Annotated in this window: 16 protein-coding genes; 11 read left to right on the forward strand and 5 right to left on the reverse strand. The window is 58.6% G+C overall.

The features are described 5' to 3' along the window. Positions 1 to 142: 142 nt before the first annotated feature. The 8 genes from ACTQVX_RS01760 (at position 143) to ACTQVX_RS01795 (ending at position 11,698) form a co-directional block, all read left to right on the forward strand. On the forward strand, positions 143 to 3,616 hold the full coding sequence (locus tag ACTQVX_RS01760) for a DEAD/DEAH box helicase (RefSeq protein ID WP_441560051.1): 3,474 nt from the start codon (positions 143 to 145) through the stop codon (positions 3,614 to 3,616). A 165-nt stretch (positions 3,617 to 3,781) separates the two neighbouring features. After that, the gene (locus tag ACTQVX_RS01765) at positions 3,782 to 4,144 is read left to right on the forward strand and encodes a desulfoferrodoxin family protein (RefSeq protein ID WP_154515902.1); all 363 of its coding nucleotides are present in this window, start codon (positions 3,782 to 3,784) and stop codon (positions 4,142 to 4,144) included. A 117-nt stretch (positions 4,145 to 4,261) separates the two neighbouring features. Then, positions 4,262 to 6,247, forward strand: a complete 1,986-nt coding sequence (locus ACTQVX_RS01770; RefSeq protein ID WP_441560052.1) for a hypothetical protein — start codon at positions 4,262 to 4,264, stop codon at positions 6,245 to 6,247. A gap of 294 nt (positions 6,248 to 6,541) precedes the next feature. After that, positions 6,542 to 7,063, forward strand: a complete 522-nt coding sequence (gene ruvC / locus ACTQVX_RS01775) for a crossover junction endodeoxyribonuclease RuvC (RefSeq protein ID WP_035137351.1) — start codon at positions 6,542 to 6,544, stop codon at positions 7,061 to 7,063. Continuing rightward, positions 7,063 to 7,683: a Holliday junction branch migration protein RuvA gene (gene ruvA, locus ACTQVX_RS01780; RefSeq protein WP_427793317.1), complete on the forward strand. Its 621-nt coding sequence runs from the start codon at positions 7,063 to 7,065 to the stop codon at positions 7,681 to 7,683. Before ruvC ends, ruvA begins: the two co-directional genes overlap by 1 nt. Further along, on the forward strand, positions 7,683 to 8,750 hold the full coding sequence (gene ruvB, locus ACTQVX_RS01785; protein WP_441540514.1) for a Holliday junction branch migration DNA helicase RuvB: 1,068 nt from the start codon (positions 7,683 to 7,685) through the stop codon (positions 8,748 to 8,750). Before ruvA ends, ruvB begins: the two co-directional genes overlap by 1 nt. Before the next feature lie 144 nt (positions 8,751 to 8,894). Continuing rightward, positions 8,895 to 10,562: a formate--tetrahydrofolate ligase gene (locus tag ACTQVX_RS01790; RefSeq protein ID WP_441560053.1), complete on the forward strand. Its 1,668-nt coding sequence runs from the start codon at positions 8,895 to 8,897 to the stop codon at positions 10,560 to 10,562. Positions 10,563 to 10,741: 179 nt separating this feature from the next. Beyond that, a complete protein-coding gene (locus ACTQVX_RS01795) occupies positions 10,742 to 11,698 on the forward strand; it encodes a hypothetical protein (RefSeq protein ID WP_441560054.1) in 957 nt (318 codons plus the stop codon). 110 nt (positions 11,699 to 11,808) lie between these two features. On the opposite strand, the gene ACTQVX_RS01800 is transcribed toward ACTQVX_RS01795, so the two are convergent. Next, positions 11,809 to 12,990: a cation diffusion facilitator family transporter gene (locus ACTQVX_RS01800; RefSeq protein ID WP_441560055.1), complete on the reverse strand. Its 1,182-nt coding sequence runs from the start codon at positions 12,988 to 12,990 to the stop codon at positions 11,809 to 11,811. A gap of 218 nt (positions 12,991 to 13,208) precedes the next feature. On the opposite strand from ACTQVX_RS01800, the gene ACTQVX_RS01805 reads away from it, so the two are divergent. Beyond that, on the forward strand, positions 13,209 to 14,546 hold the full coding sequence (locus tag ACTQVX_RS01805; RefSeq protein ID WP_441546368.1) for a hypothetical protein: 1,338 nt from the start codon (positions 13,209 to 13,211) through the stop codon (positions 14,544 to 14,546). A 20-nt stretch (positions 14,547 to 14,566) separates the two neighbouring features. Here ACTQVX_RS01805 and ACTQVX_RS01810 read toward each other — a convergent pair whose 3' ends face one another. Continuing rightward, a complete protein-coding gene (locus tag ACTQVX_RS01810; RefSeq protein WP_441560056.1) occupies positions 14,567 to 15,220 on the reverse strand; it encodes a restriction endonuclease subunit S in 654 nt (217 codons plus the stop codon). 128 nt (positions 15,221 to 15,348) lie between these two features. Between ACTQVX_RS01810 and xerA the strand changes: the two genes are divergently transcribed. Both xerA and ACTQVX_RS01820 read left to right on the forward strand, forming a co-directional pair. Further along, positions 15,349 to 16,305, forward strand: coding sequence for a site-specific tyrosine recombinase/integron integrase (gene xerA / locus ACTQVX_RS01815; protein WP_441560057.1), 957 nt, complete (start codon positions 15,349 to 15,351; stop codon positions 16,303 to 16,305). Continuing rightward, entirely contained in the window at positions 16,302 to 17,459 is a 1,158-nt protein-coding gene (locus tag ACTQVX_RS01820; RefSeq protein ID WP_441560058.1) for a restriction endonuclease subunit S, read from the forward strand. The genes xerA and ACTQVX_RS01820 overlap by 4 nt, the downstream gene beginning before the upstream one ends. On the opposite strand, the gene ACTQVX_RS01825 is transcribed toward ACTQVX_RS01820, so the two are convergent. Genes ACTQVX_RS01825 through ACTQVX_RS01835 form a run of 3 tightly spaced genes read right to left on the reverse strand, consistent with a single transcriptional unit; the run spans position 17,431 to position 22,599 of the window. After that, positions 17,431 to 17,982 (reverse strand): restriction endonuclease subunit S, encoded by a 552-nt coding sequence (locus tag ACTQVX_RS01825; RefSeq protein ID WP_441560059.1) that lies wholly within the window; start codon positions 17,980 to 17,982, stop codon positions 17,431 to 17,433. The genes ACTQVX_RS01820 and ACTQVX_RS01825 overlap by 29 nt on opposite strands. After that, complete coding sequence (locus ACTQVX_RS01830; protein ID WP_441546371.1) at positions 17,972 to 19,495, reverse strand: N-6 DNA methylase; 1,524 nt, start codon at positions 19,493 to 19,495, stop codon at positions 17,972 to 17,974. The genes ACTQVX_RS01825 and ACTQVX_RS01830 overlap by 11 nt, the downstream gene beginning before the upstream one ends. A 14-nt stretch (positions 19,496 to 19,509) precedes the next feature. Further along, entirely contained in the window at positions 19,510 to 22,599 is a 3,090-nt protein-coding gene (locus ACTQVX_RS01835; protein WP_441546372.1) for a type I restriction endonuclease subunit R, read from the reverse strand. Positions 22,600 to 23,220 lie beyond the last annotated feature (621 nt).

Consider the following 23,220-nt stretch of genomic DNA (forward strand, 5'->3'; position numbering starts at 1 on the left):
CTAATTTGGGACGGGGCTTTTTTAGCTACCCTTTGGCTGACGGCGAATGAGTCGGGGTCGTAACACATCTCAACCGACATATGGGGGTAGCTAAAATAGCCCCGTCCCAAATTAGCTACCCCGGGTGAGATTGGAGGAAGCGATGGCGCAGGGGACGTTTGTGCAGACGCTTCGTAAGGAGGCGGCGCTCAGCAGTACCTTTATGAAGGGGCGTTCGCTCATGCTCAACGGCGCCGTGCTGTCGTTTGAGGACTCCGGCTCGCGCTTCTCCAAAAACGTGAATATCGAGGGCACGGTGCGTGGCTCGCGCGGCGACCTGTATAAGACGCACGTGGCGCTCGATATGGACGAGCACGAGGTTGTCGACTACGACTGCGATTGCCCCGCCGCCTTCCGCTATTCCGGCATGTGCAAGCACGCCATCGCCACGGCGTTGGCGTATCTGGATGCCAGCGGCGCCGAGCCCGTCGAGGGTTTGCGCACGCCGGTCCGCACGTTTACGGTGTCGCCCGCACAGTCCAATCAGCCCACACGCCCCGCGCCCAGCGCATCTGCGGTCAACCCCAACTTTCCCTTCCCGGCGCCCGTGCCCACGAGCCCGAGCCTTGTGGCAGCGCTTTCCGATCTTTCGGACGCGCGCATGGATAAACTCGTGGCCATGCGCCGCAAGCTCGCTGGCACCATTGACCCCGATGCGCCCAAAGCAGTGCTGGAGCCCTCGCTGGTGCCGTACTACAATCCGCTGTTTGCCGATCGCTTTAGCTGGGCGCTCGAGTTCCGCATCCGCTGCGGCTCGGTGTCCTACGTGGTTAAGGATATCGACGGCATGGCCGATGCCTATGTGCGCGGCGGTACGTTCTCCTATGGCAAGAAGCTTACGTTCCTTCATGCGCCCGAGGCTTTCGATGATGTATCGGCAAAGCTGCTCGACTTTGTTGCAATGACGGTCGCCTACCTAGGCGATATTACGAGCTCGCGCTCGGCATCGTACGACTTTGCCCGCAGCGGTTTTGTCGCCGAGCGTCAGCTGCCGATATCCGAGTATTCCATCGTGTCCGTGTTGGACCTGCTGCGTGGCAGGACCATGTCCTTTGAACCTGCTTGGTCGCGGGGGACGACGACGCACCGCGCCTACGAGGTGACAGTCGAGCCGTTGCCGGAAGGGGAGAACGAAGTCCCGGCTAAGCGCCCGCCGCTGATTGCTGCCAAGATTGTGCCGGCGGCGGGGGGCAGCTACGACTTGCGCCTTCCGGCCGATACATACTGCTTTGCCTCGGGCGACGTCGCCTATCTGGTCGATACGCGCCGCGCGCGCCGTACCGACACGGCGTTTGCCCAACATGCCGCGCCGTTCCTATCGCACTTGTTGCCCTGCCGCACACCGGTCCATATCGCCGCCGACCAGGTGGGTGAGTTTTGCCGCATGGCGCTGCCTATCTTGCGCGACTACACCGACCTTACCGCGCCCGCTGTGCTCGATACCGTGGCGCCCGAGCCAAGCTTTGCCATGGCGATCGGCGTCGACGATGGGCTCGTGACCTGCAAAATTACGGTTACCTACGGCGACTGGTCGGCAGATCTCTTTAGCATGGGCGCTCCGGGCAGCCCCTTCGAAGAGCAGCGCCCGGGCGTGCCGCCGCGCGACGAGGTGGCAGAGTTTCGCGTTATGGATACGGCGGCTCTGTATTTCGACTTTTACGAGGGTGGCCTGGCGTTTGAGGAACGCGATGACGAGAGCCTGTTCCACTTGCTGACTGAGGGCCTGTCTGCCCTGTCCGAGCTGGGCGAGGTCATGCTCAGCGACCGTCTGCGCCAGATCTCTGTCCGCCCTGCCCCCAAGCTTTCAGTGCGCGCCACCGTCAAGAGTAACCTGCTCGACGTCGAACTGGGCGCGAGCGGCCTTTCGGCGGCAGACCTTGCCATCTACCTCGATTCCTACAAGCGTCACCAGACGTTTGCTCGTCTCACGTCGGGCGACATCATTCGCCTGGACGAGGGAGCGCGCGCCGCGTTTGGCCTTGCCGAGGGTCTGGGGGTCGATGCTGTCGACCTGCTTGACGGCGTGTCGCTTCCCGCGTCGAGTACCCTGTTCGTCGACAGCATGCTTGCGCGCACGTCCGCGCTCGAAGTCGATCGCGACGCTGCATTCCGTCGCACCGTCGAGCGCCTGGACACGCTCGGCAAGATGGACTTTACGGTGCCGGCCTCGCTCAAGGCCACGCTGCGTGGCTACCAGGTCGATGGCTACCAGTGGCTCGGTTCGCTCGAACACCTGGGCCTTGGCGGCATCTTGGCCGACGACATGGGCCTGGGCAAAACGCTCCAGATGATCGCGCATATCCTGGCGCGCGTGGAGGCGGGGGACGCTAAGCCCACGCTTGTGGTGTGCCCTGCGTCGCTTGTGTACAACTGGACCGCCGAGCTGGAGCGCTTTGCCCCGTCGCTCGATGTGTGCGCCATTGTGGGCACCAAGGCCCAACGTCGCGTGCAGATAGCCGGCGTGGCCGAGCATAACGTGGTCGTGACGTCGTATGACCTCATGCGCCGCGATATCGACGAGTACGTCGAGCAGGACTTTGCCCGCGTGGTGCTGGACGAAGCCCAGTACATTAAAAACCCGCTCACGCAGGTGGCTCGCGCCGCAAAGCGTCTGCCGGCCGCTGTGCGCTTTGCCTTGACGGGCACGCCCATCGAAAACCGCTTGTCCGAGCTCTGGAGCATCTTCGACTTTTTGATGCCGGGCCTGCTCGGCACGCGCGAGTCGTTTGCCAAGCGCTTCGAAAGCCCGGTCGAGCACGTCGAGGGTGACAGCGCCGCTCGCCTGCAGGCGCTCGTGTCGCCGTTTGTGCTGCGCCGCGTCAAGGAAGACGTGGTGGCCGACCTGCCCGAGAAGATCGAGGACACGGTGATGGCGCAGCTTACCGGCGAGCAGCGTAAGCTCTACCTGGCCAACCAGGACCGCATTGCCCAGCAAGTGCAGCACCGCGAGGCCGGGGAGTTCAAAAAAGATAAGCTCAAGGTACTTGCCGAGCTCACCAAGCTGCGCCAGATCTGCTGTGATCCTCATCTGCATTACGCGGACTACAAGGCGGGAAGCGCCAAGCTCGATACGTGTATGGAGCTCGTCCGCGGCGCGCTCGACGGCGGTCATCGCATCTTGCTGTTCAGCCAGTTTACGGGCATGCTCGATATCATCGGCAAGCGCCTGGCCAAGGAGGATATCGCCTTCCTTAAGCTTACGGGCGCATCGTCTAAAGAGAGCCGCGCCAAGATGGTTGCGCAGTTCCAAGCGGGCGAGGTGCCGGTGTTCTTGATTTCGCTCAAGGCGGGCGGCGTGGGCCTTAATTTGACGGCTGCCGACGTGGTCATCCACTACGACCCGTGGTGGAACGTGGCGGCGCAGGACCAGGCGACCGACCGCGCCCACCGCATTGGCCAGCAGCACACCGTGACCGTGTACAAGCTCATCGCCAAGGACACGATCGAGGAACGCATCATGCAGATGCAGGAGTCCAAGCGCGACCTGGTCAACAGTGTGCTCGGCGGCGATGGCATTTCGTCGGCGCTGTTTACCCGCGAGGATGTTCTGGCGCTGCTCGGTGGCGACGGTCGCTAGCTGCGCGCGGGATGGGGCTGCCGGGCTGGGCCAGGTCGCCGGTTCGTCCTGGCCCGACCGCTTGCCTCACCCGTTATGTGTTCATTTGTAATGCCATGGATGGTTCGGCGCTCTTTGGGCATAAGAACCATTGAGAACATTGGCACATCAGCAAAGGAGAACATCATGGCGAAATTCTTTAAAGACTCCGACGGCAAGCTCGTTGCCGCTCTTGGCGACGACGTTGCGACCCCTGCCGGCTGCACGGAGCTGACGGCAAACACCGAGGATGCGGCGCACGAGAAGCACGTGCCTGTTGTCGAGATCGAGCGCGACGGCCACGTCATTCGTGCGCGCGTGGGCTCGACGGAGCACCCCATGCTGCCCGAGCACTACATCGAGTGGATCGCGCTTGAGGCCGAGGGCCGCCTGGAGGTCCATTACCTTGAGCCCGGCATGAAGCCCGCGACGTTTTTCGCTGGCGGCTCCAAGACCGGTACCGTCTATGCCTACTGCAACCTGCATGGGCTGTGGTCCGCGACGTTCTAGGAGCGCGCCCCCGCTCGGGGTATCATAGCTAGCATATGCACATGCAAGCGCCGGCTGCATTATGCGGCCGGCGCTTTTACTACGGTTTCGATGGTTTACGACGGAAAGGGCTGGGCCATGAAGCTCGCGCTTGCACAGATCGATATGCGCCTGGGTGATATTGAGGGCATTTGCGGTCGCATCGAGGACCAGGCTCGTCTGGCCCACGAGCGCGGGGCGCGCGTGCTGTGCGTCCCGGCTCCGCTCTTTATGGGTGCTCTGCCCGGCGGCCTGGTGGGTACTGCCGACTTTGAGCACGACATGCTGACAGGCCTGACCGGTGTTGCCGAGCGTATCCAAGAGCTCGATATGATCTGCATCGTGCCCGCGGCCGTTTCGTTTGAGGGCCAGCCGCTGCTCGACTACATGATGCTCAAGGACGGTCATGTGGTGCCGGCGCGATCGAGCATTGCCCTGCAGCGTGGCGAGAACAACGACACGCGTTGGGCGCCGCCGGTGTTCGACGTGGACGGCGTGCGCATCGCCGTGATTTTTGACTTGGACCGCGAACTCGAGATGTTGCCGACCGGTGTTGACCTTATTGCGTATTTCCAATTCAACGCGTTTGACATGACCGACCGCGAGACTGCCGCCATCGCCGCCGTTCGCAGCGGTGCCTACCGCAAGATCGCATCTAAGCGCAGCGTGTGGTTTGCCTGCATGGCGCCGGTCGGTGCGTACGACGAGTCGGTATATACCGGCGGTTCGTTTGTGCTCGACGACTGCGGTCGCGTGGTGGCCCAGGCGCCGTGTTTTGAGGAGAGCCTGCTGGTTCAGGAGATTCAGCGCGGCGTGATGCTCGATGCCCTGGAAGATCACGAACTGCCCGAGTTTCGTTCCGAGGAGTGGCTGTGGCAGGCGCTGGTGCTCGCCGTGCGCGACAACGCCCGCGCTCGCGGCACGTCGCGTGCTGTGGTGGCACTCGAGGGTGACTTGCCGTCGTCCCTGCTGGCGGCACTTGCCGTTGACGCTCTGGGCCCGCGTAATGTGATTGGCCTTGTGCTGGGGCGCAACCGTATCTTTACGCCGGCTCAGGAAGAGGCCGAGGCTGCCCGCTGTGCCGCCGTCCGCGCGATTGCCGAGCGCCTGCACATTCGCACCGTCGAGCGCGATGCACCGGATGCGGCGCGTGTGCTCGATCGCGACGTGTCGGCGGGCGATGCCGAGCGTCTGCGCTCGCGTGCGCTGGGCCTGATGTTGGAGGACACGGCGCTCGAGCTGGGCGCCATGGCGTTGAGCCCGCTCTCCAAGACCGAGTACGCGCTGGCGGCGCCCGCACTGTCCGGCGGCTACCAGGGCGACTTTGCGCCCTTTGGCGATGTGTACCTGTCGACGCTTGAGTTTGTGGCGCGCGTGCGCAACCGCACGTCTGCCGTGGTGCCCCAAGAGCTCGTGACGCTCAACGCGGTGGAAGATTGTATGGAGCGAGTGCTGGCGCAGGCGCTCTCGACGCTCGACGGTCCGGTCGATATGCTCGACCGCGCGGCACAGCTGCTCGGCGGGCTTGAGCCGGGTGAGGTCGATGGCGCGCTCGAGGCGCACGTGGACCGCAATCGATCTTTCGACGACATCCCGATGGCCGCTGGCAAGCCTGAGGCCTGCTCGCTGCTGCTGATGCTCGTTCGACAGGGTGAGGCTGCCCGTCGCATGTTGCCGACGGCGCCGATCGTTTCGGCCCGTTCGTTTGCCGAGCGCGCTTGGCCGTACATGCTTGCGTGGTCCGATTTGGGGCTCAACGGCAAGGAGCGCATGACGGTTGATTCACTGGCGCGCGCCGAAGTGCGCCGCTTTGCCGATAGCGATACGGGCGATCGCATGCGCGGTGAGATGATGGGTCTGTTGGGTGAGCTGTTGGGTATTTCGCCCGAGCAGATGGAGGAGCTGCGCTCTGAGGACGGTCAGCGTCGTTTGCACGAGGGAATGAAAAAGTTCGAGGGCGAGGTCCAGGACGCCATCGAAAGGATGATGGGCGGCCAGGGCGGACCGCAGGGCGGGCCCCAGGGCACGCCGATGCCACATCCGCCGGTGGATCCCCGTCAGTTTCCTTTTTTCTCGCAGAACTAAACTGGGGATAGGGCCAAGGTTACGCGGTTTTGCCAAACCGCGTAACGAGTCGACGCTACGCGAGCCCCTGCCGGGCCATCTGCCGCTCAAACCGTCGCTTGCGTACAGAAGTACGCGGCGCTCCTCTTTCTCGACACCTTGCCACGGCAGAGACTCGCTCGCTGACTTATGCTCAACCTATGGTTCGACCTTGCTTGCCAGATACGGTCGCTGTTGTGTTATTCTAGAACAGACGTTCGTGAATAGTGCGTGGGGCCTTGCCTTGCGCTGCGCTTGTGACGAGGGGAGGTTGGCTTGGTTATCTTGGGTATCGACCCTGGTTTGGCCCATACGGGGTGGGGGATTATCGAGGAGCGACGTGGCGAGGTTCGCTGTCGTGCCTATGGCTGCATCGAGACCAGTGCTGGAAGTCCGCTCGCGGTGCGCCTGTCGCATATCGCCCGCGACCTCAAGGGCGTTGTCGAACGCTATCGTCCCGATACCGCTGCTATCGAGAGCATCTACTTTGGCGCCAACGTTCGTTCGGCCATCCCCACGGCGCATGCCCGCGGCGCTGCGCTTGTGGCGCTTTCGGAGTGCGCGCTCGAGATTGGCGAATACACGCCTATGCAGATTAAGCAGGCTGTTGTGGGCACCGGCGCTGCAGATAAGCGACAGGTCGCCTACATGGTGCGTACGCTTACGCAGCTCGATCACGACCCGCACCCCGACCATGCCGCCGATGCCCTGGCCTGCGCCATCTGTCATGTTAACCTCAGCCGCACCCGAGCGCTTACCGGCGGCGAGTTCTATCAACAGAGAGGAACCGGATACTGATGATCTCCCAGCTCCACGGAACGCTTGTCGAGGCCACGATGAGCTCTGCTGTCGTCGATGTGTCGGGCGTGGGCTTTGAGCTCGGCATCTCGGGCAGCACTGCGGCCACGTTGCCGACGCCCGGCGGCGAGGTCCGCCTCTACACGCGTATGCAGGTGCGCGAGGACGCCATGACGCTCTTTGGATTTGCCTCCAAGGACGAGCGCACGATGTTTGACCGGCTCGTGTCCGTCTCGGGCGTTGGCCCGCGCTTGGCGCTCGCCGTGCTTTCCACCTATACCGTGGGGCAGCTGTATTCGCTGGTGATGGCCGAGGACGACAAGGGCATGGCTAAGGTACCCGGTGTGGGCAAAAAGACTGCACAGCGCCTCATTCTGGAGCTCAAGAGTACCTTTGCCAAGGATAAGGGCTTTGTGCCGGTCGACGTGATTCCCGGACAGGTTGCGATGCCCGTGCCCGCTGCCGCTCCCTCGGCCATCGATGATGCCCGCGCGGCACTCCTTTCCATGGGCTTTAGCCCGCAGGAGGCCGATGTCGCTCTGAGCGGGTATGATGGGCAGGATATGCGTGTCGAGGATCTGCTCGGCGCGGCGCTTAAGCGACTCGGAATGGATGCGTGATGTGGGAAGCCGATGACTCTCAGGACCTGTGGGCGACGCCCGGCAGCTCGCCGGCGGCATACATGGCGCACGGTGAGCGCATGGTGGGCTCGGAGCTAACGCCCGAGGACCTCGATGTCGACCGTACCCTGCGTCCCCAGCGCCTGGACGACTACTGCGGTCAGGAGCATATCAAGCAGAGCCTTCGCGTGCTGATCGAGGCGGCGCAGAGCCGTGGCGAGACGCTCGACCACGTGATCTTCTCGGGCCCTCCGGGTCTGGGCAAGACCACGCTGGCCACCGTTATCGCCAACGAGCTGGGCGCTCAGATTAAGACGACGAGTGGCCCGGCCATCGCGCGCACCGGCGACCTGGCGGCCATCCTTACCAACTTGCAGCCGGGTGACGTGCTGTTTATCGACGAGATCCACCGCCTCAACCGTTCGGTCGAGGAAGTCCTGTATCCCGCGATGGAGGACTTTGCGCTCGATATCGTGATTGGCAAAGGTCCGGCGGCGCGCTCGATTCGCCTGGATATCCCCAAGTTTACGCTGGTGGCGGCAACGACCCGCTCGGGTATGCTGACCGGCCCGCTGCGCGACCGTTTTGGTATTTCGTATCGCCTGGACTACTACACGGTCGAGGAGCTTGCCCAGATTGTGACGCGCTCGGCAACCATTTTGGGCGTGACAATAGACCATCCCAGCGCGCTCGAGATCGGCTCGCGCTCGCGCGGTACGCCGCGTCTTGCCAACCGCTTGCTCAAGCGTGTGCGCGATTACGCCCAGGTGCGCGGCAACGGTCCTATTGAGCTTGATATCTGCCGTCAGGCGCTCGAGTTCTTCGAGATTGACGAGCTCGGCTTGGACTGGATGGACATTCGCATCTTGGAGACGCTCGCCAAGACGTTCTCCGGCCGTGCCGTGGGCCTGACGACCCTTGCCAGCGCGGTGGGCGAGGATCCGGGTACGCTCGAAGATGTCTACGAACCCTACCTGTTGCAGTGCGGGTTGATGATTCGTACGCCGCAGGGCCGTCAGGCAACCCTTCGCACCTTTGAACACCTGGGGATTGAACCTACCGTTTAGGGCGCTTTGTTTTGGCGGGCTGTCAGGCTATCGCTGGGCATTGGATAAACATATCGCCGTTCATCGGTTATGGGCGTTTTACTATTGCGCGCCCGTGCTATGCTGAATTGGTCTTTTTCTCATCCGGTAACGAAAGGACCGCCCATGCCTACTGACATCGAAATCGCACGTTCCGTCACGCCGCTGCCCATTACCGAGGTGGCCAAGAACGCCGGCGTCGACGTAAAGCACCTGATCCCGTACGGCTTCGACAAGGCAAAGGTCGACTATTCACTGCTCAACGAGCCGACCGATCACCAGGCCAAGCTTGTTCTCGTGACCGCTATCAATCCCACGCCTGCGGGCGAGGGCAAGACCACCACGACCATCGGTCTGGCCGACGGTCTGCGTCGTCGCGGCGTCAAGAGCGCCGTTGCCCTGCGCGAGCCTTCGCTCGGTCCCGTCTTTGGCGTCAAGGGCGGTGCCGCCGGCGGCGGCTGGGCCCAGGTCATCCCCATGGAGGACATCAACCTGCACTTTACCGGAGACTTCCATGCTATCGGTGCCGCCAACAACCTGCTGGCCGCCATGCTCGACAACCATATTCAGCAGGGCAACCAGCTCGGCATCGATGTTAAGCGCATCACCTGGAAGCGCGTCGTCGACATGAACGACCGTCAACTGCGCCATGTTATCGATGGCATTGGCGGCAAGGCCCAGGGCGTGCCGCGCGAGGACGGCTTCGATATCACCGTTGCCTCCGAGGTCATGGCGATTCTGTGCCTGTCTACGAGCATCAACGATCTTAAGGAGCGCCTGGGCGAGATCGTCGTCGGCTACAGCTATGCCGGCGAGCCCGTCCGCGCCCGCGACCTTAAGGCTCAGGGCGCCATGGCTGCTCTGCTTAAGGATGCGCTCAAGCCCAACCTGGTGCAGACGCTCGAGGGCACGCCCGCGTTTGTCCACGGCGGCCCCTTCGCCAATATCGCTCACGGCTGCAACTCCATCATGGCCACCCGCATGGCCATGCGTTTTGGTGACGTCGCGATTACCGAGGCCGGCTTTGGCGCCGACCTTGGTGCCGAGAAGTTCCTGGACATCAAGTGCCGCATGACGGGCGTTCGCCCCAGCGCTGTCGTGGTCGTCGCCACCGCCCGCGCGCTTAAGTACAACGGCGGCGTTGCCAAGGCCGACCTCAACGACGAGAACCTCGAGGCCCTTAAGGCCGGTATGCCCAACCTGCTGCGTCACGTCGACAACATCCAGAACGTCTATGGTCTTCCCTGCGTGGTCGCCATCAACCGCTTCCCGACGGACACCGACGCCGAACTTGCGCTCATCGAGTCCGAGTGCCAGAAGCTCGGCGTCAACGTTAAGCTGTCCGAGGTTTGGGCCAAGGGCGGCGAGGGCGCACTCGACCTGGCTGATGAGGTCATGCGCCTGATTGAGCAGCCGAGCGAGCTCAAGTTTGCCTACGAGGACGGTGCCGATGTGGCCGACGCCCTGGAGGCCGTTGCCACCAAGGTCTACCGCGCCGATGGCGTCGACTTTACGCCGGCTGCCAAGCGCCAGCTCGCCGAGCTGCGCGAGAACGGCTTTGGTAACCTGCCGGTGTGCGTCGCCAAGACCCAGTACAGCTTCAGCGATAACGCCAAGGCTCTGGGCGCGCCCGAGAACTTCCGCATCACCGTGCGCGAGCTCAAGGTTTCCGCCGGCGCCCACTTTGTGGTCGCGCTGACCGGCAGCGTTCTGACCATGCCGGGCCTACCCAAGGTTCCCGCGGCCGAGAACATCGACGTCGACAACGACGGCAACATCACCGGCCTGTTCTAAGCCTGCTGCTCATAGCCGCTTGCCCGCCCCGCCGCACTCCTAAAGCCCGGCGGGGCTTTTTGATCCTTAGGCCCGCACACGTCTTGTAAATACCGGCAGGCTTTGCCCATCATAGACTTTTGCGCGGGTAGAATGCATGGATAACTTGATGCTTACAGGCGACGGAAAGGAATCGTTGCATGGACCAGGATAAGACGACCGTAATGGGTGGCTACGGCTCCCCGCGGACGGGCAATGGCGCCGATGAGACCCGCGTCGTGCCGAATCCCGGCTACGCTGCCCCCGATACGACGCAGGTGCCGGCCGATCCCACGCGCGTTGTGAATTACGGAAACGCGGCGCAGGACCCGCATGGTGTCTCATCGCAGAACCCCTACGGCAACGCGGCGGTAGACCCTTATGATGACCTGCTGCAAAATCCCATTCCACAACCTCAGCAGACGACATATATGCCGCGCACGGCACAGCCGCGCTACGAGTCGCACGACCGATACGCGCGCGAGCCGTATCGTGAGTATCCCAAGTCCATCCCCCAGTATGGCGAGGACGAGGAGAAGAAGCCTTCGCGTTCGTCGAGCGTGATCAAGAAGATCCTCATCGTGCTGGCGATCTTCTTTGCCTTGTCGGTTGTGTTTGCCATCGTGTCGGGCATGCTCAACAAGCGGGGCGCCACGACTGATACCACGGCCGAGCAGACCGAGACTGCCCAGTTCGGCACCGTCGACCTGAGCGATATCCCGGGTCAGTACTGGTCAAACGCCAAGAAGCTCCTCAAGTCGCGCGGGGCCGATCTTTCGAACGCCGTGATCCTGACCGATGATGGCTCAACACCTGTTGTCGATGCCAACTGGGTCGTCACATCTGCCTACTACAACGCTGACGGTAACCTCGAGATTCAGCTCACGCGCAAGGACGGCTCGTCGGGCAACGCGTCCGGCGACCAAGGCACCGCGGACAGCTCGAGCTCCAACACGCTGGAGGACCTGAGCAACAAGGCGCAGGAGTTGGGAGACAAGGCGCAAGAGCTGGGCGACACAGCTCAGAATCTCGGCGATACTGCACAGAACCTGGGCGATATGGCAACGAACGCCTGGGATGCCCTGCAAAATGGCATTTCGGGCGCGCAAGGAAACTAGCGACCGAGCGGCTAGAGCCTTAGCGGTGCAAACAAAAACGGGACGTAGGATTGCGTGACCGGGCGCATGGGCGCGTTGGTCGGCGGTCCTGCGTCCCGTTTTGCTGTCGATTACAGCTGCTCGGCCGGACGGTCGGGCGAGCTAAAGCCCGAGTCAAACGTGACAACGCATGATGCATCGGGCCTGCGCTCGTGCACGATATGCGTTACGCGCTCCAACAGCTCGTCGTCGGAGATGCGAAAGCCGTCGGGACGCACCAGGTCAAATGACACAAAGCCATCGTGTTCGTGAAGGTCGTGGATGGAGAGCGCGGGATCGATTTGCGCTATGCCGCGCTTGACCCAGCCGCGCAGGTCGTCGCCGGTGGTGGCGATGGGGTCGCAGTGCAGCGTGATGTCGATGCCCATCTGGCGTTTGATGTCGTGTTCGATGGTATCCAGAATCTCGTGGTGCTCAAAGGCATCGCCCTCGCCGGGCATTTCCACGTGTGCGCTGGCAAACTGACGGCCGGGGCCGTAGTCGTGCACCATGAGGTCGTGTGTGCCCAAGACCTGGGGGTACGACATGATCCTGTCGCGGATTTCCTGGACGAGCTTGGGGTCGGGCGCTTGTCCCAACAGCGGGCTGATGGCGTCGCGCACCAGGCCCATGCCGCTGATGCAGATGAAGATACCCACACCCAGGCCTGCCCAGCCATCGAGGTCAAAGCCGGTCGTCTGCGAAATAAGCGCCGCCGCCAAGACCGAGCCCGAGGTGATGACGTCGTTTTTGGAGTCCTGCGCCGTGGCGATGAGCGTCTCCGAGTCGATGCGGTCGCCCAGCGCGCGGTTGAATGCGGCCATCCATAATTTGACGAGCATGGATAAGACGAGGGCGGCTAGGGAGACCAGCGTGTAGGCGGTGGGGGAGGGCTTGATGATCTTGGTAATGGACTCGAGCACCAGGTTGATGCCGACGGCACAAACGAGGACGGCGACAAACAAGCCGGCGAGGTATTCGTAACGGCCGTGGCCATAGGGGTGGCCTTCGTCTGCCGGGCGGCTGGCAAGGCGGAACCCGAGCAAGCTCACAATGTTGCTCGAGGCATCGGAGAGGTTGTTAAAGGCATCGGCGACAAGCGAGACAGAGCCGGCGAGCAGACCCGCGATGCCCTTGGCCAGGCACAGGGTTATGTTGAGGCCAATGCAGATGAGGCTTGCGGCAAAGCCCGCGTTGGTGCGACAAGATGCATCGACCGGCTCGCCCTCGCTGCCAGGAACAAGTGTATGTACCAGCCGATTTACAAATAGCATGGCGTACCTCCTCGCATCCTCGTTTAAGGGGATAGTGTAGCTCGCATGGGCGCGCCGTGCGCCGATGCTCAGAAAATGCAGCAATGGTCTGCTGGAGCTAACGATCGGGGCTTCTTGTCCGACCGGGTGCTCCATTTTGGGCCACATGGGTATGGGCTTGTGCCTGCCTGCCCGACATACTTAATGTCGACAGCCCCTGCGTAAAGGAGGATGTATCCATGGACGAGATGTTTGCCATTAAATGCCAAAACTGCGGAGGCCCTATGTACTCGCACCAGGCTCAACGCAGCTTTGAGTGCGCCTATTGCGGCACGGTCGTTCCGTGGCAGGCCGATGCGGGGGAGCCCAAGAGCGCCCTGGGCATTCGCCATGCGCCGCTGACGGTTGTCGATGGGTTGCTTAAGCTCACCCATGTGTCGCAGCTCGAGCGCCCGGTGGACCCCGACTGGTATTTCTTTCATGCGCACTGGCGCAACCAGTCGGTTCTGGAGCATCTACTGTGGGAGGACCGCGGCACGGCGCAGGAGTTCCAGGAGGCCGCGCATGTGAGCATCCCGTGCCCCTTCTGTGGCGCATCCTTCGAAGGCGAGTCGACCCAGCGCGTATTTGAATGCCCGTCCTGCGGCAATAAGATCGGCGTTGCAGACCTACTCAAGCCCGGTACCTTTAGCAAGCGCCTGACCATGGGCGTTGGTGCGGAGTATGTACCCGAGCAGGGTATTCCCTGCGAAATCTCGCCGCAGCAGGCACGTGCCAACGCGCTGCAGCTGGTGCACCAGTATGCGGAAGCCTTTGCCGGTCACGATGTAGAAGACGCGATCCAAAACGACATGATGCTCTTCTACTTTCCCATGGCGCTCGCGGATTTGCGCATGATGGCGTCCTTCCCGGGCAAGGGGCTGAGCAAGGAGACCTTGGTGTACTACGAGGTGCTCGACTGGGCATATCCGCGGGCAAACTACCTGGACGTTCGTCTTATGGGCATTTTGGAGCCGTGGGACTTTGGCAAGGTGGGGCCGTTCGATCCTGCCATGCAGGAAGGTGACTTTCGCGTTGTTTCCGTCGATGCGTCTACCAAGGACCAGGTGGTCATTGATAAGCTGGCGCTCGACGTTGCCGGCAACGATGCCGAGGCGGTGCTGGGGCTCAATAAAAAGAGTATCCGCACGTGGGCGCGCAAGGCCCGCAAACACAAGGATGGTCTGGTGATGGTGCCGGTCTACTTTGTCGATCGTCCGGCGACGGACAGCCGCGAAGGCGAGCAGGTGCGCATTGCCGTAAACGGCCAGACGGGCCGCGCGGCCGCGGTAGTGTTTAGCGACAAGCGCGAGACACATGTGGTGGCACCGCTCAATCCCAACGTGATGCTGTCGAGCGAAAGCACCGTGCACGCCACGCCCATCGAGGTCAAATACGTTAAATCGCCCTTCCTATACCAGATCGTGCGCCATGGAGGCGGCGGGCAACCGCGTCAGGTGGCAGCGGTGGCCGAGGGCTCCTACCGAGAGGAGAAGTCCAAACGCCGCGGCCTGCTGGGTGCGCTATTTGGGAAGTAGGGGAGTGGCGCTGGTTAGCCTTATGACGCGATAGCTAGGGGCACGGGGCGGCTCGCAGGGGTGCGGGCCGCCCCGTTATTTTGCGACGAGACATGGAGTCCGAGCTGCCGTAGAGACTTAGCTAAATGGCTATTTAGCTGCGTGAGGACGACCTTCGAGACGTCAATTTCACCTGACATGAGCTTGGGCAGAAGGGCGTCGCGAAGAGTTGCAAGGTAGCGACTTTCTTCACACAGATTACGGTATGCAGCGAAAAGGGGCTGTAGGTAGTCGAGCGACCCCGGATCTGGCATAGATACCTCGAGTTTTTTTAAATTACGCTGGCTGATCTTCATTTGGACTGCACCGGTAACAATATGGCCGATCGAAGTGCGCCTCAACGCGACATATATAGCTTCTAGAGAATACGCGCCAGCAGCTTTCAGAATATGGGCATGGTTGTTGACCCAATATCTTCCCCAGACGTACTGAAGAACGGGCTTCCCCTCAGAATCGATGACCGAGCCGTCTTCACCAAGCAACACCCGCACCCCATCAAAAAGGTAATCGTCGACATAATCCATGATTGACGTTGCCCCGTAATATGGATAAGGCCCTTTTCGATTCTTACGATCCCTGCTATTAAGAGGAACTCTCTTTGAATCTTCGAGCCCGATGATATCTCCAAGCCTCACATTGGACGCACACTCTTTCAGCGCAGCCTCAAATTGCGCTGTTGCCAAATCAAGTAAATAGCCATTTACTTCACTATGTACAACGCGTCGTCCACACTGTGGCTATCGTACTCGACGAAAGGAGCAGCGTGGAAACTGTCATCAATGCCGTGCTTTCGGAAATGCAGAGCCTTCTCGACCCACATCAGCTCAAGCATCTTGCCATTGCGCTTAGACGGGCACTTGGACCGAAACAAGCGGAACCGGGACAAGATCTGCTCGCGCTCTTTCTCACCGCTAAAGAGGTCGAGGGGTGCTCTCCTAAAACCATTGCATACTATGAGGCAACCTTACAGCATATGAACACAGCGCTTGCTAAGCCCTATACCCAGGTTGAGAGTGACGACTTGCGCCGTTATCTCAATGATTACGAGGTGAAACGCGGTTCTAGTAAAGTCACAATCGATAATATACGCCGCATCATGTCGAGCTTCTATTCGTGGCTTGAAGATGAGGATTACATTGTAAAAAGTCCTGTAAGGCGCATTCGTCGCGTCAAAACAGCTCAAGTAGCCAAAGAGGTGCTTAGCGATGAGGAACTGGAGGTCTTGCGAGATGCCTGTGAGTCCAAGCGAGATCTTGCCATCGTCGATCTACTCGCTTCGACGGGCATGCGTATTGGCGAACTTGTGCGACTCGACAGGAAGGATGTCAATCTGCACGAGCGTGAATGCCTTGTAATGGGAAAGGGAAATAAGCAGCGCCCCGTTTATTTCGACGCGCGTGCTAAGTTGCATCTTACGGAATATCTTTCGAGCCGCGTCGACAAGAGTCCTGCACTCTTTGTTGCGCTCGATTCCTCAGCTCGACGTATTACGGTTGGGAGCATAGAACTCCGTTTGCGCGACCTAGGCAGAAGCGCCGGCATCAACCGCGTTCATCCGCATAAGTTTCGCCGCACGCTTGCCACCCATGCCATCGATAAGGGAATGCCCATAGAGCAGGTGCAAAAGCTGCTAGGGCATGCGAAAATAGATACCACCATGCACTACGCCATGGTGAATCAAAACAACGTGAAGGCTTCTCATAGGAAGTATTTAGAATGAAGCTCGGAGACGTAACTACCCTTGTTCGAGGGAATACATATAAAAGCGCTTTACTTTCGGAGACGGAGGGTCCCGTCCTTTTGGGTTTGGGCAGCATCCATCGTAACGGAGGATTTAAGCACGGGTCCTGGAAGCGATACCCAGGCAACTCTGATTCGCGCATTCTTCTTCATCCAGGGGATTTATATGTCTCCCTTAAAGATTTGACTCAGTCGTGTGATTTGCTCGGCGCTGTCGCACGTGTTCCGTCGGATTTGCCTGAAGGTCGTCTAACCCAAGACACAGTAAAGCTTGAATTCAATCCTGATCTAGATATGAAAACGAGACGGTATGTTTATTGGAGCTTGCGAACCCCTCAATATCGCGCATATTGTAAGGCCCGCGGGACCGGCACCACAAATATGTCCTTGTCCCGAAAGGACTTTTTGGACTGGGACATTCCGGCTCAATCCGATGTCAGGGACGTATTGGTTGGCCTCTTTGAACTGTTCGAGTCAAAAATTGTGACTAACGCTAAGCTAAATGGCTATTTAGAAGAACAGTGCGAAGCGGTTGCCAATCACGAAAAAGGTTTCGCTGTCGAACTATCCTCGCTATGCGATTTAGTGAAAGAGAAAGTCGATTACAATGAGGCTAACTTTGATACCTACGTTTCAACAGAGTCTCTGCTCCCTGGCAAGAAGGGTAGGCAGGCACCATCGTCCCTGCCCCAAACCGGAAAAGTTACGGTCTACAAGGCCGGGGACATTCTGGTTTCGAACATTCGCCCATACTTTAAAAAAATCTGGTACGCAGACCGAACTGGAACCTGTTCGGGTGATGTCCTAGTGTTTAGATCCAAGCAACCGGAGCAGTCCGGTTACCTCTATTCATGTATGCGCAGCGATGCTTTCTTCGATTACATCATGAAGGGCGCAAAGGGCACAAAGATGCCAAGAGGGGACAAAAAGCAGATGCTCACTTATAAAGTTGCAAGTAATCCAAGTGGAGCAACTGTTGATTTTATTGAATCAGCGCTTAGCCAAGCATCGAGCTCAAGTAAAGAGAAACACCGTCTCGCCGCTCTTCGTGACGTCCTCCTCCCTAAATTAATGTCAGGAGAAATCGACGTCTCAAAGGTCGATCTCAAGCAGCTAAATAGCCATTTAGCTTAGTGTTGAGATGTATCTTGCGATAGATGCAGTCAGCAAAATGGGTCACTTTATCTCTGGCGGCTTCGTCAAGAACGGGGACCGGCAGTGCTTTAAGCCTATCGGTCGCTAGTTTCCCAGCACCAATGCCCGTTGTCTCAAGCATTGCGGAAATGGAAGGCTCCAGCGATGTGAGTGCATAAAAAAGATACCTATTTGATATGCCTTTAGCGGCTGAGTTGACGCACTTTATATCTTGATTGAATGCGACTTCTTTTCCAGCGATAGCAAGTGGTATTCGTTTAAACAGCCCGCTACCTCTCGTTAAAAGCAACAGTGAGCCCTTTGGTGCTAATTTGCTACCAGCCTCAAGGCCTTCCTTAGTAATTGCAAAGTCGCTCTCATAGACCGTATCCCCCACAAGCGTCTTTGCGCTAATCCAGGGTATAGAACCATTCCAGTATTTTTTGTTCTTTTTGCTCGGGGTTCCGCCCGATTCAAACTTAGCTATTTCGCCCAGTGGGACATAAGATGCCCTACATCCCATAACCAATCGCCTCCAGATTCTTCTTAATCTGCTCCTGCAAGCGGTTGGACTCTTCAAAGCACTTCGAAATCTCGCTGGCCAGGCGCGACATCTTCTCTTCGAACGGTTCGCCGTCGTCTGCAGCCTCGGCAATGCCTACGTAGCGACCGGGCGTCAGGATGAAATCTTGCTTGGCGATTTCATCCAAATCCGCTATGGCACTGAACCCCTTCACGGGCTCGAACTCGCCCTTGCGGAAGGAGTCGAATGCGGATGCAACTTTGTTGATGTCCTCTTCGGTAAACTCACGCAGTTTGCGAGAGACCATGGTGCCCATTTCGCGGGCATCGATGAATAGCGTCTTGCCGGACTGAGCCTTCTTCTTGTTCAGGATCCACAGACACACGGGAATTTGGGTGCTGTAGAACAGCTGCCCCGGCATGGCTACAATGCCCTCGACCAAATCGTCCTCTACGATAGCGCGTCGGATATCGCCCTCGCCGCTCGTCTGGCTCGAAAGCGACCCGTTTGCCAATACGAGGCCAATCTTGCCCGTGCCGTTAAGATGCCAAATCATATGCTGCATCCAAGCGAAGTTGGCGTTGCCCGTGGGCGGCATGCCGTACTTCCAACGTACGTCTTCCTGCAGCGCTTCGCCGCCCCAGTTCTTGAGGTTGAAGGGTGGGTTTGCCAACACATAGTCAAACTTTTCATTCTTGTGCTGGTCGGCGCTGAAGGTGTCTGCATAGTTGCCCAAGTCAGCCTCGATGCCGCGAATACCGAGGTTCATCTTTGCGAGCTTCCACGTGGTAGGGTTGCTCTCCTGGCCAAAGATAGTGATGTCCTGTACCACGTTGCCGCCATGGTACTCGACGAAGGCGGCGGACTGCACGAACATGCCTCCGCTGCCGCAGCAGGGGTCGTACACACGACCGTGGAAAGGCTGGAGGATTTCAACTAGCGTGCGCACGATGCACGACGGCGTATAGAACTCACCGGCGTTTTTGCCCTCCATTGATGCGAATTTCTGTAGGCAATATTCGTATGCGCGCCCTAACAGGTCTTTCTCGCTCTCGTTATCGGTCATTTGTACGTTTGTGAATAAGTCTACGACGTCGCCTAAGCGTCGCTTATCTAGTTCGGGACGAGCGAAGTTCTTGGGTAGCACGCCTTTGAGCTTGTCGTTCTCGCGCTCGATGGCGCGCATGGCATTGTCAATGATCTGGCCAATTTCGGGCGTATGCGCCGCCTGTGAGATGTTCGCCCAACGTGCTTCTTCGGGAACGAAGAAGACATTCTGCTCCATGTAGCAGTCACGATCTTCCTCGTCGCCGTAACCCTCTGCGACGAGCTCTAGATAGCGCTCGTCGAAGCGGTCCGAGAGGTACTTCAGGAAAATGAGGCCTAATACGACGTTTTTGTACTCAGCAGCGTCCAAGTTGCCGCGCAGCACGTCTGCGGCGTTCCACAGTTGGTCCTCAAAGCCAACATCGGCCGTGTTCTTCTTGGTGTCCTTAGCCTTGCTTTTAGCCATGCTGTTTTAACTCCCTATGCTGCATTGTCGGCCCAGAGTTCGCACTGATCCATCACGGTGGCCAGTGCCGACTCCATGCCCTCTGGCGGATACTTATGATGTTTGAGCAGACGCTTGATTGCAACGCGCATAGCAGCGCGTGCACTTTGTTTCTTCTGCCAATCGACCGTGCGCATTTCGCGCATCTTCGCAGCGAGCTCTTGCGTGATGGCGACCAGCTCGTCATTCCTCCCGCGATAGTAATCGGCGACTGCTTGCGGTTGTGTTAGCGCCTCGTAAAACGCAAACTCTTCTTCGCTAAGCCCAAGCTCCTTTGCCTTTTGGTTTTCGGAAAGCATCTCTTTCGCCATCTTGAGCATTTCTTCGAATACCTCAGCGTTTGTGAGCTGTCCATTTAGATAGCTATTTACCATGCTTTGCATGAGTTCTGAGTACTTCTTTGCCTGCGTTACGCTCTTCTTGCGGTAGCCCTTGATCTGGTCGTCGATGAGTTTTTTCAACAACTCGTAAGCCAAGTTCCTCTCTTTCATACGCGAGAGGCTCGACAGAAACTTGGGATCAAAAATCGAAACCGTTTCGTCTTCCACCTTAAACAGGTCTATTACGCCGTCGGTATGGACGATGTTCTGTTCGAGTAGTGCATTGATGCGGTCATTTACCTGCTTAAGGGTAAGTTTGCCTCCGTTTTTGCTGCGGGTGCCGCCCTGCTCGGTGAGCTGAAGGATGAGCTCTCGAACAACCTGGAAATAGCCAGCCTCGATGCGCTGCATGTCTGTTGCGCGACTTTTGGCGAGTCCATAGGCTTTGAGCATGACTCCTGCCTGCTCAACAAAGTCGCGGGTGATATCTTCGTCGCCGGGTGCGAGGATATGATTTACTCCACCCGTTATGAGTTCGCTTCGACGTGCGGCGGACTCGGTGCTCATGAATTCCGAATAATCGTATCCGAACATTTTGTCGTGACAGACCGCCAGTTTTTCCAAGAACTTAGGATAGGCGGTTTTCCCGATATCCATGTCGCCGTATTTCTTTTGGTCGCGTTTGGTGTAGTCCTTCATGGCGCGTTTAAGGGCGTTGGCTATGCCTACATAGTCAACAACCAATCCGCCAACCTTGTCTTTGTATACTCGGTTTACGCGTGCGATTGCCTGCATCAGGTTATATCCGCGCATGGGTTTATACACATACATAGTGGCAAGGCTCGGCACGTCAAAACCGGTGAGCCACATGTCTACGACGATTACGATTTTGAGCGGGTCGGCGTCATCCTTAAAGCGCTTTGCCATCTCCTTCACATGGGCCTTATTGCCTACGACGTCGAACCACCACTCGGGGTCCTGATTGCCCATGGTCATGACAACGCCGAGCTTGCCCTCGTTCTTCCAAGAAGGTCGCAGCTCGCATATGCGTTGATATATAGCCATGGCGGCGGGGCGCGAATACGCGACGATCATCGCCTTGCCGGTGAGTTCGTGCGCACGGTTGGTCTCGTAGTGCGCTACGATGTCCTGACATAGGGCATCGATGACTTCGGGTGCACCTAGAACGGCGTCCAGATTTGCAAAGTTACGCTTGCTTGCGTCAATGGTTTCGGCGTTAGCTTGCTCGGTGAGCTTTTCGTACTCATCGTCAACTTTTGCAAGGATGCCCTGATCCAGCTTGAGTGCGACGACGCGGCTCTCGTAGAACACGGGTCGAGTTGCGTCGTCCTCTACTGCCTGAGTCATGTCGTAGACGTCAATATAATCGCCGAAAACCTCGCGAGTCGATCGATCTTCGGCAGAAATAGGGGTACCGGTAAAGCCGATGAAGGTTGCATTCGGAAGGGCGCGGCGGATGAGCAACGCGGTGCCTGTGTGCTTCTTGCCGTCACGGTCGTATTTCTCCTCGAACCCGTACTGCCCGCGGTGCGCTTCATCCACCATCACGACGACGTTCTTGCGCTCGGAGAGGGCGATGGCCTCCTCCTCGAATTTCTGCATAGTGGTGAAAATGATGCCGTTGGCGCGGCGGCTCGAGATCTGCTGCGCAAGATCGGCGCGGCTCTGCGCCTGAACGGGCGTCTGGCGCAGGAAATCTGAGCATCTGGAGAACTGCGCGAACAGTTGCGAGTCGAGGTCGTTGCGGTCGGTAATCACCACGATGGTCGGGCTGTCGAGTTTCTCTTCGAGCAGATGGGCAAGGAAAACCATCGAAAGCGACTTGCCCGAGCCCTGCGTGTGCCAGAAGACGCCGCCCTTGCCGTCGCCGCCGATGGCCTCATGCACGCTCTCGAGCGCTTTGTTCACCGCGAAGTACTGATGGTATCCCGCGAGGATTTTCGCGTCCTCGGAGAACAGAATGAAGTTCTTCAGGATGTCGATGAGCCGCTTCTTGGGGAACATGCCGTCCAGAGGGGTTTTCCAATCGGCGTACTGGGTGGCCTCGTAGCTTCCATCGACGCTCTTCCACTCAACGAAGCGTGACTCGTTGGCGGTGATCGTGCCAACCTTGGTGTGAAGCATGTCACTGGTGACGCAGAAGGCGTTGTACACGAAAAGCGATGGAATCTGCCGTTTGTAGTTTTGAATCTGTTGGTAGGCATCTTCGCTGTCAGCGTCGGCTCGAGCGGGTGACTTCAATTCAAAGAGAACGAGCGGAAGCCCGTTGACGAATACGATGACATCTGGACGTTTGTTGGTGCCACACTCGATGTAGGTCCACTGGTTAACAACGTGGAAGCAGTTCTTTTCGGGATTGTCGTAATCGACCAAGCGCACGATGTCCGTATGCTCTTCTTTGCCGTCAAACCAGCTTGTCTCCACACCGTTCTGGAGCATGTCCATGAAGATGCTGTTCTTGGCGATGAGGTCGCTGCCCTCGATTTCCTTTAGTCTAGTTATTGAGGCATCAATCGCGTGTCGATTGAGCGTGGGGTTAATGCACTCAAGGGCGGGCCCGATGACGTCAGGTAGGAAGGCGTCGTCAAACGCGTCGGAGGAACGAGCGACATCAGGTCCATAGAGGTGCTCGTACCCCAGACTCGTTTGCAAGTGGTCAATGATGCCTTGTTCGAAAGCATCCTCATTAAATGAAGTTGAGGAGCTGTAATCGACAGCAATCATGCGCACTCCTTACCTTATGCTTCCGCGACGTTGGTGAGCCTGTCCACCATTGCATTCTAGCAGTTAATCTTGTGTATATTGGTATATCTGACACCTGTTAGTTGCCATTTGACTTATCAGTTGATCGCGCCAGAACGACAATTGGTGGCAAGGCTCTCTTAGTTATTTAAATCGACTTCTCTTTATGGGCGCTCGTGTTGTGACAGCTGCCCAAGCGCTTGCTTGAAGCTGTTGTTGGTGATCTTGAGATCGTTTCCCGCTTGCATTTTAATGAGTGTCGGGCCGGAGGCGATGGCGGATGTGGTGCGATGGCGCCAAGAAAAGCGCCTAGACCTGGGTGAGGAACCGAGGCCGCGGGAGTTTTTCTATTTCTTTGGTCGCATGGATTGTCTGTTCTGTTGGCCGCGCTGGCGTTGTTTCTTTGTTCTCGTTCCCGCGATATCTGCTTGTGGCGGTAGATGTAAATAAACGGTGGGACGGATGCAAAAGAGCCGCCCCACCGGGTAAAATCAAGGTGTGCCGCGGAACCCGCTCCTCAGCGCTTAAACTTCGGAGACGCGGGCAACGCAGGAGCTAATGTCTAAAGGGCCGGCAGCAACTGGCCCTTTTCTATGACCCCCT

Source organism: Collinsella sp. LCP19S3_A6, assembly GCF_052122015.1.
GTDB lineage: Bacteria > Actinomycetota > Coriobacteriia > Coriobacteriales > Coriobacteriaceae > Collinsella.

Coding starts and splice junctions, on each gene's coding strand:
- ruvA (WP_427793317.1), top strand. CDS start 7,063: ATGATCTCCCAGCTCCACGGAACGCTTGTCGAGGCCACGATGAGCTCT.
- ACTQVX_RS01770 (WP_441560052.1), top strand. CDS start 4,262: ATGAAGCTCGCGCTTGCACAGATCGATATGCGCCTGGGTGATATTGAG.
- ACTQVX_RS01765 (WP_154515902.1), top strand. CDS start 3,782: ATGGCGAAATTCTTTAAAGACTCCGACGGCAAGCTCGTTGCCGCTCTT.
- ACTQVX_RS01830 (WP_441546371.1), bottom strand. CDS start 19,495: ATGGCTAAAAGCAAGGCTAAGGACACCAAGAAGAACACGGCCGATGTT.
- ACTQVX_RS01795 (WP_441560054.1), top strand. CDS start 10,742: ATGGACCAGGATAAGACGACCGTAATGGGTGGCTACGGCTCCCCGCGG.
- ACTQVX_RS01760 (WP_441560051.1), top strand. CDS start 143: ATGGCGCAGGGGACGTTTGTGCAGACGCTTCGTAAGGAGGCGGCGCTC.
- ACTQVX_RS01800 (WP_441560055.1), bottom strand. CDS start 12,990: ATGCTATTTGTAAATCGGCTGGTACATACACTTGTTCCTGGCAGCGAG.
- ACTQVX_RS01820 (WP_441560058.1), top strand. CDS start 16,302: ATGAAGCTCGGAGACGTAACTACCCTTGTTCGAGGGAATACATATAAA.
- ACTQVX_RS01825 (WP_441560059.1), bottom strand. CDS start 17,982: ATGGGATGTAGGGCATCTTATGTCCCACTGGGCGAAATAGCTAAGTTT.
- ACTQVX_RS01835 (WP_441546372.1), bottom strand. CDS start 22,599: ATGATTGCTGTCGATTACAGCTCCTCAACTTCATTTAATGAGGATGCT.
- ACTQVX_RS01790 (WP_441560053.1), top strand. CDS start 8,895: ATGCCTACTGACATCGAAATCGCACGTTCCGTCACGCCGCTGCCCATT.
- ACTQVX_RS01805 (WP_441546368.1), top strand. CDS start 13,209: ATGGACGAGATGTTTGCCATTAAATGCCAAAACTGCGGAGGCCCTATG.
- ruvB (WP_441540514.1), top strand. CDS start 7,683: ATGTGGGAAGCCGATGACTCTCAGGACCTGTGGGCGACGCCCGGCAGC.